Origin of the sequence: Streptomyces sp. NPDC048566 (assembly GCF_043199735.1) — a bacterium.
In the GTDB taxonomy this organism is placed as follows: Bacteria; Actinomycetota; Actinomycetes; order Streptomycetales; family Streptomycetaceae; genus Streptomyces.
On record NZ_JBICWL010000003.1, the window covers coordinates 190,200 to 205,858 of the forward strand.

General features: G+C 74.3%; 17 protein-coding genes. 12 read left to right on the forward strand and 5 right to left on the reverse strand.

Annotation, left to right across the window (positions count from 1 at the left end; genetic code table 11):
• Position 1: 1 nt before the first annotated feature.
• Positions 2-1,435 carry an exopolysaccharide biosynthesis polyprenyl glycosylphosphotransferase gene (locus ACGFS9_RS07715; protein WP_393251438.1) on the reverse strand — a complete coding sequence of 478 codons (1,434 nt, stop codon included), beginning with the start codon at positions 1,433-1,435 and terminating at the stop codon, positions 2-4.
• Positions 1,432-2,631, reverse strand: a complete 1,200-nt coding sequence (locus ACGFS9_RS07720; RefSeq protein WP_393251439.1) for a glycosyltransferase — start codon at positions 2,629-2,631, stop codon at positions 1,432-1,434. Before ACGFS9_RS07720 ends, ACGFS9_RS07715 begins: the two co-directional genes overlap by 4 nt.
• 733 nt (positions 2,632-3,364) lie before the next feature.
• Between ACGFS9_RS07720 and chpG the strand changes: the two genes are divergently transcribed.
• From chpG to ACGFS9_RS07765, 9 genes are all read left to right on the forward strand, one after another.
• Complete coding sequence (gene chpG, locus ACGFS9_RS07725; protein ID WP_358814835.1) at positions 3,365-3,604, forward strand: chaplin ChpG; 240 nt, start codon at positions 3,365-3,367, stop codon at positions 3,602-3,604.
• A gap of 226 nt (positions 3,605-3,830) precedes the next feature.
• On the forward strand, positions 3,831-4,520 hold the full coding sequence (locus ACGFS9_RS07730) for a hypothetical protein (RefSeq protein WP_393251440.1): 690 nt from the start codon (positions 3,831-3,833) through the stop codon (positions 4,518-4,520).
• A gap of 264 nt (positions 4,521-4,784) precedes the next feature.
• Complete coding sequence (locus ACGFS9_RS07735) at positions 4,785-5,087, forward strand: hypothetical protein (protein WP_393251441.1); 303 nt, start codon at positions 4,785-4,787, stop codon at positions 5,085-5,087.
• A gap of 202 nt (positions 5,088-5,289) precedes the next feature.
• Positions 5,290-5,529 (forward strand): chaplin, encoded by a 240-nt coding sequence (locus ACGFS9_RS07740; RefSeq protein WP_393251645.1) that lies wholly within the window; start codon positions 5,290-5,292, stop codon positions 5,527-5,529.
• 164 nt (positions 5,530-5,693) lie between these two features.
• On the forward strand, positions 5,694-6,191 hold the full coding sequence (locus tag ACGFS9_RS07745; RefSeq protein WP_393251442.1) for a DUF5949 family protein: 498 nt from the start codon (positions 5,694-5,696) through the stop codon (positions 6,189-6,191).
• On the forward strand, positions 6,191-6,802 hold the full coding sequence (locus ACGFS9_RS07750) for a vitamin K epoxide reductase family protein (RefSeq protein WP_393251443.1): 612 nt from the start codon (positions 6,191-6,193) through the stop codon (positions 6,800-6,802). The genes ACGFS9_RS07745 and ACGFS9_RS07750 overlap by 1 nt, the downstream gene beginning before the upstream one ends.
• 117 nt (positions 6,803-6,919) lie before the next feature.
• A complete protein-coding gene (locus ACGFS9_RS07755) occupies positions 6,920-7,435 on the forward strand; it encodes a hypothetical protein (RefSeq protein WP_393251444.1) in 516 nt (171 codons plus the stop codon).
• A 155-nt stretch (positions 7,436-7,590) separates the two neighbouring features.
• Positions 7,591-8,292 (forward strand): tyrosinase family oxidase copper chaperone, encoded by a 702-nt coding sequence (locus ACGFS9_RS07760; RefSeq protein WP_393251445.1) that lies wholly within the window; start codon positions 7,591-7,593, stop codon positions 8,290-8,292.
• Positions 8,276-9,142 (forward strand): tyrosinase family protein, encoded by an 867-nt coding sequence (locus tag ACGFS9_RS07765; protein ID WP_393251446.1) that lies wholly within the window; start codon positions 8,276-8,278, stop codon positions 9,140-9,142. The genes ACGFS9_RS07760 and ACGFS9_RS07765 overlap by 17 nt, the downstream gene beginning before the upstream one ends.
• Before the next feature lie 90 nt (positions 9,143-9,232).
• Here the strand turns inward: ACGFS9_RS07765 and ACGFS9_RS07770 are convergent, their stop codons facing one another.
• The gene (locus ACGFS9_RS07770; protein WP_393251447.1) at positions 9,233-9,520 is read right to left on the reverse strand and encodes a chaplin; all 288 of its coding nucleotides are present in this window, start codon (positions 9,518-9,520) and stop codon (positions 9,233-9,235) included.
• 177 nt (positions 9,521-9,697) lie between these two features.
• On the opposite strand from ACGFS9_RS07770, the gene ACGFS9_RS07775 reads away from it, so the two are divergent.
• Positions 9,698-10,357 carry a DUF2087 domain-containing protein gene (locus tag ACGFS9_RS07775; protein WP_393251448.1) on the forward strand — a complete coding sequence of 220 codons (660 nt, stop codon included), beginning with the start codon at positions 9,698-9,700 and terminating at the stop codon, positions 10,355-10,357.
• A gap of 549 nt (positions 10,358-10,906) precedes the next feature.
• Here the strand turns inward: ACGFS9_RS07775 and ACGFS9_RS07780 are convergent.
• Positions 10,907-11,866, reverse strand: a complete 960-nt coding sequence (locus ACGFS9_RS07780) for a D-2-hydroxyacid dehydrogenase family protein (RefSeq protein WP_393251449.1) — start codon at positions 11,864-11,866, stop codon at positions 10,907-10,909.
• 130 nt (positions 11,867-11,996) lie between these two features.
• Between ACGFS9_RS07780 and ACGFS9_RS07785 the strand changes: the two genes are divergently transcribed.
• Positions 11,997-12,578 (forward strand): hypothetical protein, encoded by a 582-nt coding sequence (locus ACGFS9_RS07785; protein ID WP_393251450.1) that lies wholly within the window; start codon positions 11,997-11,999, stop codon positions 12,576-12,578.
• A gap of 30 nt (positions 12,579-12,608) precedes the next feature.
• Positions 12,609-13,391, forward strand: coding sequence for a YcnI family protein (locus ACGFS9_RS07790; RefSeq protein WP_393251451.1), 783 nt, complete (start codon positions 12,609-12,611; stop codon positions 13,389-13,391).
• Positions 13,392-13,701: 310 nt separating this feature from the next.
• Here ACGFS9_RS07790 and ACGFS9_RS07795 read toward each other — a convergent pair whose 3' ends face one another.
• The gene (locus ACGFS9_RS07795) at positions 13,702-15,057 is read right to left on the reverse strand and encodes a TQXA domain-containing protein (protein ID WP_393251646.1); all 1,356 of its coding nucleotides are present in this window, start codon (positions 15,055-15,057) and stop codon (positions 13,702-13,704) included.
• Between the last annotated feature and the right edge of the window lie 602 nt (positions 15,058-15,659).

Consider the following 15,659-nt stretch of genomic DNA (forward strand, 5'->3'; position numbering starts at 1 on the left):
CTCAGCTTCCCGTCGGGCGGACGAGCGCGACGGCCGTGCGCAGCAGGATGCAGACGTCCTGCCACAGCGACCAGTTGTCGATGTACGCGTTGTCGAAACGGCACCGGTCCTCGATGGAGGTGTCACCGCGCAGCCCGTGCACCTGGGCGAGCCCGGTGATGCCGGTCCGCATCCGGTGCCGGGCCGCGTAGCCGGGATAGGTCTGGCTGAACTGGGTGACGAAGTAGGGGCGTTCGGGGCGGGGCCCGACCAGGCTCATGTCGCCCCGCAGGACGTTCCACAACTGGAGCAGCTCGTCGAGGGATGTGCGCCGCAGGAAGTGGCAGAACGGGCTCATCCTCCGCTCGCCGGCGACGCTCCAGCGGGTCGCCGCCTCGTGCGCGTCGACCGGGCGGTGGGTGCGGAACTTCAGCAGCGTGAAGGGCCGGCCGTCCTTGCCGATGCGTTCCTGCCGGAACACCACACCGGGCCCGTCGTTCAGCCGCAGGACCACCGCGCACACCAGCAGCAGCGGACCGACCAGGAGCAGCAGCGCGCCGGAGACCGCGACGTCCAGAAGGCGCTTGCCGGCGCTCGCCCGCGGCGGCGTCATGCAGAGCCGGCGGCAGGAGAAGCCGGCCAGCGTGTGCCGGCCGGCCCGCTCGTACGACGGGGAGTCCGCGTCGACCTCCCACAGTTCGCAGCCCGCCTCGGCCAGCGCCCGCAGCATCGGGGCGCGCCCCGATGCCGGCTCCACCAGCAGCACGGACCGCACCCCGTTCTGGATCAGGGCCCGCTGCACCTCCTCGCCGGTCGTCAGGACCGGCAGGCCCTCGACGCCGGCCGGCTGGTCGGCGACCACGCCGACCGGGCGGATTCCGCAGCCCGGGTGGCGCAGGAAGGCCGCGGCCACCCGTTGCGCCGTGGCGGCGGGGCCGATCACCAGCGCCGCCGCGGGGCGCAGGCCGAGGGCCCGGCGGCTACGCCAGTGCACCGCGCCCCGGCCCAACAGGCCGATCGCCGACTGCACCGCGCAGCCCAGCGCGAGGGCGGGCGCGGACAGGACCGCCCCCGGGGCCACGGCGGCCACCAGCGCGGCGAGCGCGCACCAGGTGACGGCGATCCGGCCGCACAGGGCGGGCGCGTCGTCCAGCAGCGCCGGTACGGGCGGCGGCCGGTAGAGCGAGGCCCGCGCGTTCAGCACGACCACGCCGACCAGCAGTCCGGCGACGAACGACGGGTGCAGCCGGCCGGCGAGCACCTGCCCCGCGGCCAGGGCCGCGACGGTGTCCACCGCGACCAGCGGCGGCCACCCGGCCCGCCGGCCGGCCGGCCGCTGCACGGCCGGGAATCTGAATCCGCCGTCGGCTCCGCGCGGAGGAATGACCGAGACGGGCGAGTATCCGTACTCCCGGGGCTGTCCGCCGGGGGAGGGAACGGTGCTTTCCGCAGTCACGAGTGGATGGGCTCCCTGGACTCGGTGTGGTCCCCGCACGCGGCGCTCCCGGCGCGCCGCGCCGGCGGCCCGGTCAGCAGTTCGCGGTACACCCCGGCGACCGCGTCGGCCGTGAGGCGCACGTCGTGCGTGGTCAGTACGTGGCGGCGCCCGTGCCGGCCGAGCGAGGCGCGCGGTCCCGGCTCGGACAGCAGCGCGCCGATCGACTCCGCGAGCGGCTCCGGCTCGTGCGCCGGTACCAGGCAGCGGGGGTCGTAGCCGGCCGGCAGGCTCTCCCGGGCGCCGTCGACGTCCGTCATCACGACCGGCCGCCCGCAGGCCATGGCCTCCAGCGGAGCCAGCGCCATGCCCTCCCAGCGGGAGGGCAGCACCACCAGGTCGGCGGCCTGGTACCAGGGCACGGCATCGGCGGCGGCCCCGGCGAACACCACGTCGGGCGGTGCCGCGGCCCGCAGCGGCGCGGTGTCCGGGCCGTCCCCGACGAGCACCAGTCGCGCCCGCGGCACCCGGCGCAGCACCGTGTCCCACGCGCTCAGCAGGACGTCCTGCCCCTTCTGCCGGCACAGCCGTCCCACGCACACCACCAGCGGGGCCGCCGGGTCGACCCCGGCGAGCGGGGGGAGGGCGGCGCGGGCGGCCTGCGCGGGCGCGGGGCGGAAGCGCTCCGGGTCGACCCCGTTGGGGATCACCTGCCACCGGGCGTGTACGCCGGCGTGCGTGCCGGTCGCGCGCTCCGCCTCGCTCACGCACACCACCCGGGTGGCCCAACGCGCCCCCCAGCGCTCCCAGCGGAGCGCCAGTGCGGCGGCGGTGCCGTCCACCGCCTCGAAGGACCAGGCGTGCGGCTGGAACACGGTCGGAATCCGGCCGCGCAGGGCCAGCCGGGCCGCGAGGCCGGCCTTCGCGCTGTGCGCGTGCACCACGTCGGGCCGCACCCGCGCCAGCACCCGGCCCAGCCGACGCACCTCGCCGGGCAGTTGGCGCCCCGGCGCACGGGTCGCCTGCCAGGGCCGAACCTCCGCGCCGAGGGCGCGCACCTCCCGGGCGAAGGAGTTGCCGTCCGGGCAGGCGACGGTCACCCGGGTACCGGAGGCCAGTTGCGCCCGGACGAGGTCGGCGACCACCCGGGCGACGCCGCCGTCGACCGGCTGCGTGACATGAAGGACACGCGGCGGAGGGTCGGTTGACAGATACATGCGCGGTTCCTTGCTCACGGGCGGCGCGCCGGGGCGCGCGTCACTGCTTCGCGTCGACGGCGGCGAACAGTGCCCCGACCCTGGCCGCGTCCCGGTGCGAAACGAGCCGGACGGCCAACTGGTCACCCCCGGAACGGATTTCCCTGACACGTTCACGAACGTCCGAGTCGTCACCCAGCGTGTTCGCGGGGGCGGGCACCCGCCCCGTTCCGCCGGCGCGGGCGCCGGGGCATGCCGGACTCCCGGAACTGCGGCAGCCGACGGAGGGGTGCGCGGCCCGCACGATCCCGCCGTGCCGGAGCGCGTGACGGTGCACCGGTGCCGGGGCGGGTCCGGCGGTGGCCGCCGTACCCGGGGCGGTGGAGGCCGAGCGGCCCACCGCCGCGCGGCGCAGCAGCGGACCCGCGGAGATGCGCATGACCGGGTGCCCTTTCGGGGGACGGGGTTCTGGACCTACGGAGTGACGGACGCCTGCGGATCGGATCGGTGCGCGCCGGCTCCCCGCCCCTCGTCCGGCGCCTGCCGGCGCCTGAGTACCGGCGCCTCGGGAGGTGGCCGACTCTAGCCCTTGTCTGTATTTATGCGTGGAACATGTGATGTGTGTCGGACGCGGGGCACCTGGCTGATTCCGATATCACTCCTTTGGGGCACAACCCCTGTGCGGGCCGCGCGTTGAACGCAGAGCCGGGCAACCCGCCCGGATGTTGTGTCGACTTCCAAGGAGCATTTCTCCATGTCGCGTATCGCTAAGGGCCTGGCCCTGACCTCCGTTGCCGCCGCCGCCGTGGCCGGCACCGCCGGCATCGCCGCCGCCGACAGCGACGCGCACGGCGCGGCCGCCCACTCCCCGGGCGTCCTGTCGGGCAACGTCCTGCAGGTTCCCGTCCACATCCCGGTCAACGTCTGCGGCAACACCGTGAACGTCATCGGTCTGCTGAACCCCGCGTTCGGCAACACCTGCGTCAACGGCTGACGCCTGCGCGGACCCTCTGCCGGCCGTCCTCCCCTCGGGAGGGCGGCCGGTTCGCGTTCCACCGGACGAGGGATGGCCCTCACGGGCGGCGAACAGGGCTCCCCACCTGCGGTGACGGGGACCCGAGAGGGCATGCTGGTAACGCAGTGCATTCGAAAGGTTGCAGAGTGCCACGATGGCTCTCACGGTGGAACCACGATCGAACGCACCACCTAAGGGAACATCCATGCGTGCTCTGCCCGCACGGCGCATCGTGACCTCCGCACTCTGTGCCACGCTCCTCATCGGCATCGCCGCACCGGCCTCCATGGCCGCCGACGGCGGCCTGCCGCGTGGCCACAGCCACGCGGCGGCGCCCGTCCCCGGCGCGGACGCGCTCCCGGCGCAGACCAAGACCCTGGGCGACATCGGCGGGGTCCTCACCCCGGTGACCGCTCTGCTCGACGCCGCCCTGAAGGCCGACAACGGCCGGCTTCCCGCCGACCAGGCGGCGAAGCTCGGCCAGGCCGCCAAGGACGCGATCGCCAAGGCCGCCGCCGCGGCCCCGGTCGCTCCCCCGGCGGCCCTCCCCGCCGTTCCCGCCGTCCCGGCGGTCCCGGCGGCCCCGTCCGCGGCGCTTCCGGCGGCGCCCCCGGCGGCCAAGGGCGCGGAGCGGCCCCGGGCCCGGGCCGCGGACGTCAAGGCGGACGAGCCGGCCGCCCTGCAGACCGCCGTCGACTCGCTGGTCAAGGCGGTCACGTCGGGTGACGCCGCCTCGGTCGTCCCCGCGGCCACCGCCGTGGTGACCGGGCTGGTCAACTTCATCGTCGCCACCGTCCTCGGCGGCGGCCTGCCGGCCCCGAACCTGCCGGGCCTGCCCACCCTGCCGTCGCTGCCGACCGGCTCCCTCCCGACGGGTTCGCTGCCCGTCTCCTGACCCCGTCCCCACCGCACACCGGGACCGCGTCCACCGGCCTCCGTGCCGCCCCTTTTCCGGGGCGGCACGGAGGCCGTTCGTGCGCCGGGGCGCGGCGGACCCGCGCGCCCCGGCGGCCCTCTTCTGCGGCGAGGGGGCGCGTCGTTCGTCCCGGTCGGGTGCAGGAATTTTCTGCACGCGGGGTTTCCCTCTCCTTCGGGGCTCGTTAGCGATACCGAAGAGGAATTACCTCGGGTGACGCGAGTCGCCGAAGAAAGGAACACGATGAAGTCCCTCAAGGCCGCCGCTGTAGTCGCCGGGTCCATGGTCGTCGCCGGTGCCGCCGCACCCGCGTTCGCCGCCGGAGCCTCCGATCTCACCCCCTCCAGCCTCAACGGCGCCCTGGAGACCCTCACCAGCCAGCGCTCGCTCAGCGCGCAGGACGTCATGCCGCTCCAGCACCAGTCGAACGCCCTCGACACCGAGAACAAGAACTCCCTGCTCAGCACCGTGAACGGCACGACCAAGGCACTCAACACGGCCGGCGGCCCCTCCCAGCTGCTCGGCGGGCTCCCCCTCAAGGGCTAGTGTCCTGACCGGAGGGTTCACCGGCTCGCGACGCCCGGCACGGCACCGCACCGGACGCCGCGAGCCGTCCGGCGAACTCTTCCGGTCGCGGCACCGGTCGGCCCATTCCTCCCCAGCTCCGCTTCTTTCGTCGCGTGTCTTTCCCCGACGGACGCGGGCATTTCCCTAGGCTCGTGACAAATCTCCGAGGAAAGGGATGACGATGAACTCTGCCAAGAAGGCCGCCCTCATTTTCGCCACCGCCGGAATGGCCGCGGGTGCCGCCGCCGGTACCGCCGCCGCCGACTCCGGTGCGGAGGCCGCGGCGGTCAAGTCGCCGGGCGTCGCCTCCGGAAACGTCATCCAGGTCCCCGTGCACGTCCCGGTGAACGTCTGCGGCAACACGGCCGACGTCATCGGCGCGCTGAACCCGGCGTTCGGCAACACCTGCGTCAACGGCTGACGCCGTTCCCCGGACCGTCGCGAAGGACCGATTCCGCAGCCGCGGAACCGGTCCTTCGCGCTGTTCGATCCGCGTCCCTCTTTCGTGTGGTCGCCCGGCCGTTCATCGCCCGGGCGGGTGAGATCGGGAAAGGGGCCGAACGGAGGCGCCGATAAGGTTCCGCGGTGACCTCAACCTCAAGTCAGACGCGCCCTCTTCAGGTCGCCGATCTCGGCACGCTCGCCGTCATGGCATTCAGCGGTGAAGCCCCCGACGGCGACATGCCCTATCTGCTCGCCTACTCCCTCGGCGACGGCGCGGGCGGCCCGGAGGCGTCCGCCTCCGCCATCCGGCAACTGCTCACCGACAACGGCATCCCGGTGGGCGAGACGCTCATCGACGGGTCCAAGCACCCGAGCCTGCCGCTCACCCTCCTCGTCGAGGCCGGCCAGGCCGTCGTGACCATGCCCCACCTGAACGCCCAGTGCGTCGCGCCGCCGGAGTGGCTCGCCGCGGTCGGCGAACGCGGCTACGCCTACTTCCTGTTCGCCACCCGGGCCTGGCCCCTCGCCGAGCCCGGCAAGCCGCTCGCGCCGGAGGACCTGACGGCCTTCGCGGGCGACGAGGAGACCCTGCTCGGAGCGGCGCACGTGCTGCTGCCCGCGCGCAGCCTGAACGGCTGATGACGTCCGCCGCGGGACCCGGGGCGCGAGGCCGTGCCCTGGGCGGCGGCCGGGCCCTCGCCCTGCTGCTGGTGATCACGGGCGCGGCCGGTCTCCTGGCCGCGTGGGTCATCACGATCGACAAGTTCAAGCTGCTGGAGGACCCGGGCTTCGTCCCGGGGTGCAGCCTGAACCCGGTCGTGTCCTGCGGCAACATCATGAAGAGCGACCAGGCATCGGCGTTCGGGTTCCCCAACCCGATGCTGGGCCTGGTGACCTACGCCGTGGTGGTCTGCGTCGGCGTGAGCCTGTTCGCCCGCGCCGCGTTCCCCCGCTGGTACTGGCTGACGTTCAACGCCGGCATGCTCTTCGGCGTCGGATTCTGCACCTGGCTCCAGTTCCAGTCGTTCTACCGGATCAACTCGCTGTGCCTGTGGTGCTGCCTCGCGTGGATCGCCACCATCATCATGTTCTGGTACGTCACATCGTTCAACGTACGAAATGATTTTCTTCCCGCTCCGGAAGGGGTGAAGAGATTCCTCGCGGAATTCACCTGGGTCCTTCCGGTGCTGCACATCGGTGTCATCGGGATGCTGATCCTGACCCGATGGTGGGATTTCTGGACGGGCTGATTCTGCATATCGGACGACTATTGGGTCCGTCGGGGGAATCTTTCGCCGATGGCCTTCCCGGTTTCGTTACGCGGTACGGACGCAGAGCCACCGAATCCGGAAAGGGCCGAACCTGAGATGAAGCCGACCACACGAGGAACGCTCGCCGCCGTCATGACGGGGATGGCTGCGGCGGTGGGTGCCGCCGCGACGCCCGCCGCCGCGGCGGACACGGCCCCCGTCCCCGTGCCGCTGAACGGGGTCGAGCAGGCCCTCCACCTGCGCACACCGCACCTCGCGGGCGAGTTGCCGGTGCCGGTGCCCGGCGCGCCCGAGGGACCCCGCTACGTCGAGGGCCGGATGATTCCCGAGCACGCCCTTCCCCGGCTCCCCCTCGCCGCCGGGCTGCCCGGCGCGGACCTGCGCACCCCGCTGCCGCATCTCGTCGCCGAGGGCACCGACCACCTCGGGGTCTCGGCGCCCGCCGCCGACCTGCGGACGCTGACCCCCGGCCTCTCCCTCGACGCCCCACTCGGTGCGCCGAACGCCGACAACTTCGGTCTGCCCGACGCCCGGATGCCGCAGGCCGCGGTGCTGACGCCGCTCCTGCAGACCATGCCGGGAGCGAACGTGGAGACGGGCTCCGGGGCCTGACACCAGGGCACCCGCACTGCCGGGCGCCCGCCGGTGAGCCGGAACCCGCACTGCCGGGAGCCCGGTCCGGGCCCGCCGCCCGAACCATCGGGGGCCACCGTCGTTGAACCCAGCTGAAGACGATGCATCCACCTCAACCCGTCGAGGAGACAAGCATGTTCGTCAGCTGGGTGTCGGCACGATCACGAGGGCGCCGGCCGCGCCGTGCGCCGGCCGGCCGGGTGCCGGGCCGGGGCGCGGAACGCGGAGCGGGCGCGTGGGCGGTGACCCGGCGCGGGGTGACCCGGGGACTGCTCGGCTCGGCCGTCGTCGTGGCGCTGGCCCCGGTGGTCGCCGCCTCGCGGTCCTCCCGGCCGGCACCCTCCGAGGACCTCTCCTTCGATGAGGTCTACCGCGGCCGGCACCTCCTCGGCAGGAGGACCGGTTCGGACGGCCGGGTCGCCTTCACCGGTGACGCCTGGCTGGTCACCGTGGACGGCCGGCCCCTGCACCTGATGCGCCGTGCGGATGGCGGCTACCTGAGCATGCTGGACCACTACGCCGCGTACCCCACGGCGCTGGAGGCCGCGCGCGCCGCCGTCGACGAACTGGGCGCGGCGGAGCACCTGATGCCCATGGCCGCGATGCAGGGCGGGAGCGGCGAGGAGGGGTCCCACGGCACCGACGGCTCGCACGGCGCCGCGGGGACGCACGGCGCGCACGGCGGGCCGGCCGCGCAGGGCACACCCGGCTCGTACCGGACGGACTCCGTGCGCGGGACCCGCGGGGCGGCAGGAACCGGCCGTGGGAGCGGCGGGGGAGCCGTGCTCGTGGGCGGCACGAAGGGGGGCGGCCACCATCATGGTGTACACGCGTAAGGACGTCAGCACCCTGACCGCCGCGGAGCGACGGCGCTTCGTCTCCGCGATGCTGGAGGTCAAACGCCGGGGCGAGTACGACGAGTTCGTCCGCATGCACATCGACTACTACGTCGCGGACGGCGACGACGGGCTGCGCGCGGCCCACATGACGCCGTCCTTCCTGCCCTGGCACCGGCGCTTCCTGCTGCAACTGGAGGGCGCGCTGCGCCGGGTGGACTCCTCGGTGAGCGTGCCGTACTGGGACTGGACCCGGGACCGTTCGACGACGTCGGTGCCCTGGACGAAGGATCTGCTCGGCGGCGACGGGCGCCGCTCGGACCGCCAGGTGACGACCGGGCCCTTCGCCTTCGCCGAGGGCAACTGGACGATCACGCAGGGGGTGACGGACGGGGAGTTCCTCACCCGGGAGTTCGGCAGGCCGCGCCAGCCCCTGCGCCTGCCCACGGCGAGCGAGCTCGACGCCGCTCTGGACGACCCGCTCTACGACGCCTCGCCCTGGAACTCCACGTCCCGGCGCGGATTCCGCAACAAGCTGGAGGGATGGGGGCACGGGCCGGGGAACGCCGCCTGGGCCAACCACAACCGCGTCCACCGCTGGGTCGGCGGCCACATGCTGGGCGGCGGTTCGGTCAACGATCCGGCGTTCTGGCTGCACCACGCCTTCGTGGACCTCCAGTGGTCGCGCTGGCAGCAGCGCCACCGCGGTGCCCGCTACCTGCCCGAGCGCCCGCCGGGCCTGGGCGACCCCCAGCACAAGCGGGTCGTCGCCCGCGGCGAGGAGATGCCCCCGTGGGGGGTCACGCCGGAGTCGATGGAGGACCACAGCGCCGTGTACCGGTACGCGTAGGGCGTCCCGCGCACCGGCCGGCGACGACGGCGAGGCCCCCGGCAGTGACGTCGTGCGACGTCCTGCCGGGGGCCTCTCGCGTGACGCGGGTCAGCTGCCGTAGCCGTAACCGTGGCCGCCGCGCTCCATGCCGTGACCGCCGCCGTTCACGCAGGTGTTGCCGAAGGCCGGGTTCAGCAGGCCGACGACGCTGACGGTGTTGCCGCACACGTTGACCGGGATGTTCACGGGCACCTGGACGACGTTGCCCGACAGGACGCCGGGCGAGCCCACGGCCGCACCCTGGGCGCCGGCGTCGGCCATGGCCAGACCGGCCCCGCTGATGACAACGGCACCCGTGCCGAGGGCTACGGCGGCGACCTTCGCGATGCGAGACATCACGTTCTCCTTTGGTTCGGTAAGCGCGGTGGCACGGACGCGACCGCACTCCCCCTTCAACGCGCCCGCGCACCCCTGGTCACGGGCGCCGGCCGGCCTATCACCCGACGGTCCGCATCGCACGGGCGGACGAAATTCACTTCGGCCGGGCGGACCCCCTCGGCTAGCGTGCCGGCCATGCCGACCGATCGACCCATCGACCAGAACACCGCCCCCGCGGCCACGGACCCCGCCGACGGGCGGTCGGACACGACGCCCGCCGGCCCGGACGATCGCCCCGACCTCGACGGCCTCGCCGGCACCGTGGGGCTCTTCGCGGAGGAGTCCCGGGCCCGCGCCTTCGCCGCCGTCGTCCTCGGCGCAGCCACCGCCGCCCAGGTCGCCGAGCGGACGGGCCTGTCGTCCAAGGACGCCGCCATCGCGCTGCGGCGACTGCGCGACCAGGGAGTCGTCGAGGAGCGCCGGGACGGCCTCGCCGTCGCCTACGACCGCTTCCGCGAACTCGCCCGCGGCGCCGCCGCGAAGCGCTCCGACGAGGGCTTCGGTTCCGGGGACGAGCGATCCGAGACGGTGCTGCGGACCTTCGTGCGCGACGGCCGGCTCGTCCGGCTGCCGGCCCAGTGGGAACGCAAACTCGTCGTCCTGCGGCACATCGCCGAGCAGACCTTCGAGCCGGGCGTCGCCTACCCGGAGCGGACGGTGAACGAGAAGCTCCGCGCCTGGTGCGAGGACGCGCCCGTCGACCATGTGACCCTCCGGCGCTACCTCGTTGACCTGCACCACCTGAACCGCCGGTCCGGCGTGTACCGACGCGCCGAGGCCGCGACCGCCGCCTGACCCGCCCGGGCAGGGGAGGGGGCGAGCCACCGGCGGCTGCCGCGTCCGGGTGCCGGGCCCGGCGGAGTGCGGTGGCTGGTGCCCGGTGGCCCGGTGGCCCGGTGTGGCCTTGGAGGCCGGCAGCCCGGTAGCGCGGCGGCCCGGCAGTGCGGCAGCCCGGGGGCCCGGAAGACCGGCAGTGCGGCAGACCGGCGGCCCGGCAACCAGGGAGACCGGCGGCCCGGCAACCCGGGAGGCCGACAGACCGGCGGCCCGGCAACGCGGGAGGCTGACAGACCGGCGGCCCGGCAACCCGGGAGGCCGGCAGTGCGGCAGCCCGGCGTGAGGTGCGGCGTGCCGGACCTCCCGGGCCGGGCTCCGAGCACGGCAACGGCAGGCCGCGTGCCCGGCCGGGGCCCCGGACGAGGCGCCGGGCGCCCGCGCGGGCATCGGGGGCGAGGACTGCCGGGGGTGTGGACTACCGGGCGGGCGGGGTGCCAGGGGTGCCGGGTGTGCGGGGCGCCAGGGGGCTGGGCGCGCGGCCGGAGGGGCGACTGGGAAACCGCCCGGTCAGCCGAGCACGCGGACCGGGCTGCCCGCCAGGTACGCCTGGATGTTCTCGACCGCCGCGCCGTAGTACGTCGCGTAGTTGGACCGCGACACGTACCCGAGGTGAGGGGTGGCCAGCAGCCGGGGAGCCGAGCGCATCGGATGGTCCGCGGGCAGCGGTTCCACGTCGAACACGTCGACGCCCGCTCCGGCGATCCGCCCCGCGTGCAGGGCGGCGAGCAGCGCGTCCTGGTCGACGATCGCCGAACGCGAGGTGTTGACGAGGAACGCCGTCGGCTTCAGCAGGGCCAGCTCCGCGGCGCCGATCAGGCCCCTCGTACGCTCGCCGAGCGCGAGGTGCACCGAGACGAAATCGCTCTCCGCCAACAGCTCCTCCTTGGACGCGGCGAGCTCCACCCCCACCTCCCGCGCGCGCTCCTTCGTGAGGTTCCGGCTCCAGGCGCCGACCCGCATGCCGAAGGCGAGGCCCACCTGCGCCACCCGGCCGCCGATCCGGCCAAGCCCCAGCAGCCCCAGCCGGCGGCCGTGCAGGTCCGCGCCGACGGTGCTCTGCCAGGGGCCGCCCGACCGCAGCGCCTCGTGCTCGGTGACGATGCCCCGGGCCAGGCCCAGGAGCAGCGCCCAGGTCAGCTCGACCGGGGGCGTCGAGGCGCTCGGCGTGCCGCACACGGTGATCCCGTGCGCCTCGGCCGCCGCGTAGTCGATCACGCTGTTGCGCATGCCCGACGCGATCAGCAGCTTCAGCGCGGGCAGCCGCGCCAGCAGCGACGCAGGGAAGGCGACCCGCTCGCGGAGTGTGACGACGATCTCGAACCCCGCCAGTTCACGCGCGAGTTCGTCCTCGTCCTCCATGTGCCGGTCGAAGGAGGTGACCGCCACGCTGTCCGCGACCGGCGACCAGTCGGCGAACTCGGCGGCCACGCGCTGATAGTCGTCCAGCACGGCACAGCGGTATCGCATGGAGCATCCCTCCCAGGCTCGGTCGGAGACCCTATCCGAGGCGCCGCGGGGTGAGCCGGGCGGCCCGTGACGGACCGCTCGTCCGGAAGCAGGTACGGTCGCGCACCGCCCATGGCAGTATCTGGGCTCCATGAGTGCGTCCCCGGCGGTACGGAGCCTGCGCGCGGCGGTGTTCGCCGTGCTCTGCGTGCTGCTGGCGGCCGGAGGGCACGCGCTCGCCACGGGCCGGGCACCCGGGCCCGGCGCCGTCGCCGCGGGAGTCCTCCTCGTCTTCGCCGCCGGCTTCCTGCTGGCCGGACGGGAGCGGTCCCTGTGCGGCATAGGCGGCGCCATGCTGGGCGCGCAGGCCGCACTCCACCTCGGCTTCGCGGCCGGCCGTCCCCCCATGGCCATGCCCCAGCACGGCGCGCCGATGACGCACACGGCCGCGCACGCCCTCACACCGCACGCCACGGCCGCCCACATCGCCGCCGCGCTCCTCGCGACCTGGTGGCTGCGCCGCGGCGAGGCCGCCCTGTGGTCCCTGCTGCGCCGCACCGCAGCCTTCGTGCCCGGCCTGGTCGCCTGGTGGAAGGGGCGCACCGCGCGGGGGACCGCCCGGCCGCATCCGCCGGCCGGCCGCTTCGCCGGGCCGCTGCCGCTGCGTCAGACGCTGCTGCGGCACGCCGTCTCCGGCCGGGGACCACCCGCAGGGCTCACCGCCACGCCCTGACCACACCCCCTTCCGTACGGAGTTCCCCCGATGTCCCCGACGAGCACCACCCTGCGCCGCACCGGCACCGTCGCCGCCCTCGCCCTGGCGGGTGTCATGGCCGCGGCGGGCGCGGCCTGCGCCCATGTGACGGTCCACCCCGAGAGCTACGCCAAGGGCGCCACGGACGGCGTCCTGAGTTTCCGCGTCCCCAACGAGGAGGACACCGCGAGCACCACGAAGGTGCAGGTGTTCCTGCCCACCGACCATCCCGTCCTGGGCGTCCTCGTCACCCCGCAGGCCGGATGGACGGCGAAGGTGACGACCACCAAGCTGAAGAAGCCCGTCAAGACGGACGACGGCACGATCACCGACGCGGTCTCCGAGATCACCTGGACGGGCGGCAGGATCCGGCACGGCGAGTTCCAGGACTTCGACGTCGCCTTCGGCCAGCTGCCCGACGACACCGGCCGGCTGACCTTCAAGACCCTTCAGACCTATTCGGACGGCAAGGTCGTCCGCTGGATCGAGGAGGCGAAGGACGGCGCCGACGAGCCGGAGAGCCCCGCCCCCGTGCTCGCGCTCACCGCCGAGAATGCGGGGGAGGGCTCCGGCGACGCGGCAGCCGGTGCCGCGGGAAGCGACCCGTCCTCCGCGCCGGACACCGGGGCGTCCGAGACGGCGTCGTCCCGGGCCGCCGGAGAGCCCGCCGCGCAGGAGAAGGCCGACGACTCCACCGCGCGTTCGCTGGGCACGGCCGGCCTGGTCGTCGGTGCCCTCGGCCTGATCGCCGCCGCGTTCGCGCTCGTCCGCGTCCGGAGCGTCCGCTCCTGAGCACCGTCGCCCGTGGGCCGTCCCGTCGTCCGGGGCGGCCCCGCGGGGGACGAGATCCGCGGGCCGGATTCCGCAGACCCGGGTGTCCGCAGAGACCTGAGGTTCGTGGAGGTGGGGCCTGGAGACGGGGGAGCGCAGGATCTGGTGGGCTGCGGGACGGACTTCCCCCGCCGCAGACGCCGCTCACCTGCGTAGGCGGTCCGCTCTCGTCGCGGTCCCGCCGGTCCTGCCGACTCCGCCAATCACGCCGGCTCCGCCACTCCCGCCAGTTCCGCCGGCTCCGCCACTCACGCCGGTTCCGCCGGCTCCGTCAGTCCCGGCTCGGGCCCGTTGCGGGTGTCTGCCTCCTGCGGACGAGCAGGAGCGCCGCCCCGCCCACCACCACCAGGCCGATGGCGATGCCCGCGATGGCCGGTGTCGCGGCGGAACCGCCGGTCGCCGCCAGATCCGGACCGCTCCCCGTACCGCCACCCACCGACGCCGGGCTCGGCTCACCGACCGTCTGGGTCGTGATGTCCCCCGGGCCGCCCTGCGTCATGCAGTCCAGCACGCCCGTGAACCGCTTGGCGAAGCCGTGCGGAGCGCTGATCGTGAAGTCGTATGCCTGGTCCTCCTGCAGAGGCACCGTCACCGTCTGCGCCGCACCCGCCGCGATGGTGTGCTCCACACCCAGCAGCTCGAACGTGAACGCCTCGTCGCCCTTGTTGACCGCCGTGATGTCCACACCGCCGTCGGCGCAGTTCTTCTCCGCGGTCAGCGCGGGGACGGCCCCCGTCGCCGCCCAGTCCGCGGAGGCGGTGGCGGAGACGGTGGACTCGCTGGAGCCCGCCAGGATCTGCGTCTGGCTGCGGGACTCCGAGGCGAAGGCACGGCCCACCGGCACGCTCGTCGATGCCTGCACGCTCAGGGACGCCGAACCGTCCGCCCCGTCCCGCGGTATGTCGAAGAACAGCCGGCTGCCGTCGGCGGCCGAGGTCACCGGACGGCCGTCCTCGTCCACGACCCGCACACCGCTCGTCGCCGCGTCCGCCGGCGGGGTCACGGTCACGCCGTCCGCGTTCGTGTGGACGGTGACCGGGCCGAGCCGCTCGCCCGCGTGCCCGGACACCGCGGCCGGCGCCAGGGTGAGCGACGCCTCCGGTTCCGGCAGGCTCCGCGCGTGGCGCTGCAGGAAGTCCGCGAGCTTCTCCGCGTTCGCGTCCACCGCGTCGACGTCGGCGCCGTCCGAGTAGCGCCAGATGGCCACCTGGGTGCCGGCCGCCGCGTCCTGCTCGGTCAGGCCGCTCGCGCCGGCCTTCTTCGCCAGCGCCGCCAGGTCGTTCACCTGGGGGTAGGAGTTCTGCAGGATCCAGCGGATCCGGCCGGCGTCCTTGTTCCCGCTCAACGACGTGCCGCTCCAGGAGATCTCCCGGTACCGGGCGTCCCGCTGCGTCGGATTGCGCAGGTCGACGCCGTACGTCTGGAGCGTCCCGCCGTCGTCGACGGACATCTCGAACAGGCCCGCCGAGACCCAGGAGTCCTCGCCGTGGTCGTGGACGACCGCGGACCCGTACGTCTTCAGGTCGCCGAGCGTGGCGGTCGCACCGCCGGGGCTCTGCGGGGTCTCGTCGGCGACGGCCGTGCCGGCCGAGGCGAAAGTCCCCAGCGCGACCAGCCCCGACACCATCGCCACGGCGGCGAGACGGGCTGCCCCCCGCCGGCACCCGGACGACGCAGAAAACGCAGAAACCACGGAATTCCCCTTCGCGCAGGACCCGTTGACATGGGGGACGGTCCCGCCAGCAGCATCAGCAGCCCCGATAGCTGTGTTCGGCATCCTAAGGAAGCGGCACAACGGTCCTCCCGGTCAGGTCCTTCGATCACCGATCCGACTCGGAATCGTTATCGCGGCATCCTTGCGAGCAGGGCTTGTCGACAAATCCATGCGGCTTGTCTTCGAGTTGCCGTTGCCGTTGCCGTTGCCGTTGCCGCTGCCGCTGCCGTCGCTGCGTCGGGCGGTGACGGCCAACGACGGTGCCGCGCCCCCAGCGCAGGGCCGCTCGCGCCCGTCGGCAACGTCCCGCGGCGGCCGGGTCGTCCGCGTCGTCCACGACGAGTCGCACAGCCTGCCGGGAGTCGGAGGCGGGGCGCCGAGGGTCGGCCGCCGTCATGCGGGGCCGTGGGGGGGGGGGGCGCGCGGGGGCCCCGCCCCCCCCCCCCGCGCCCCCCCCCCCCCCCCCCGGGCCCCCGGCGGGCCCCCGTGAGCCCGGGGGGGTCCCCGGGCGCGGC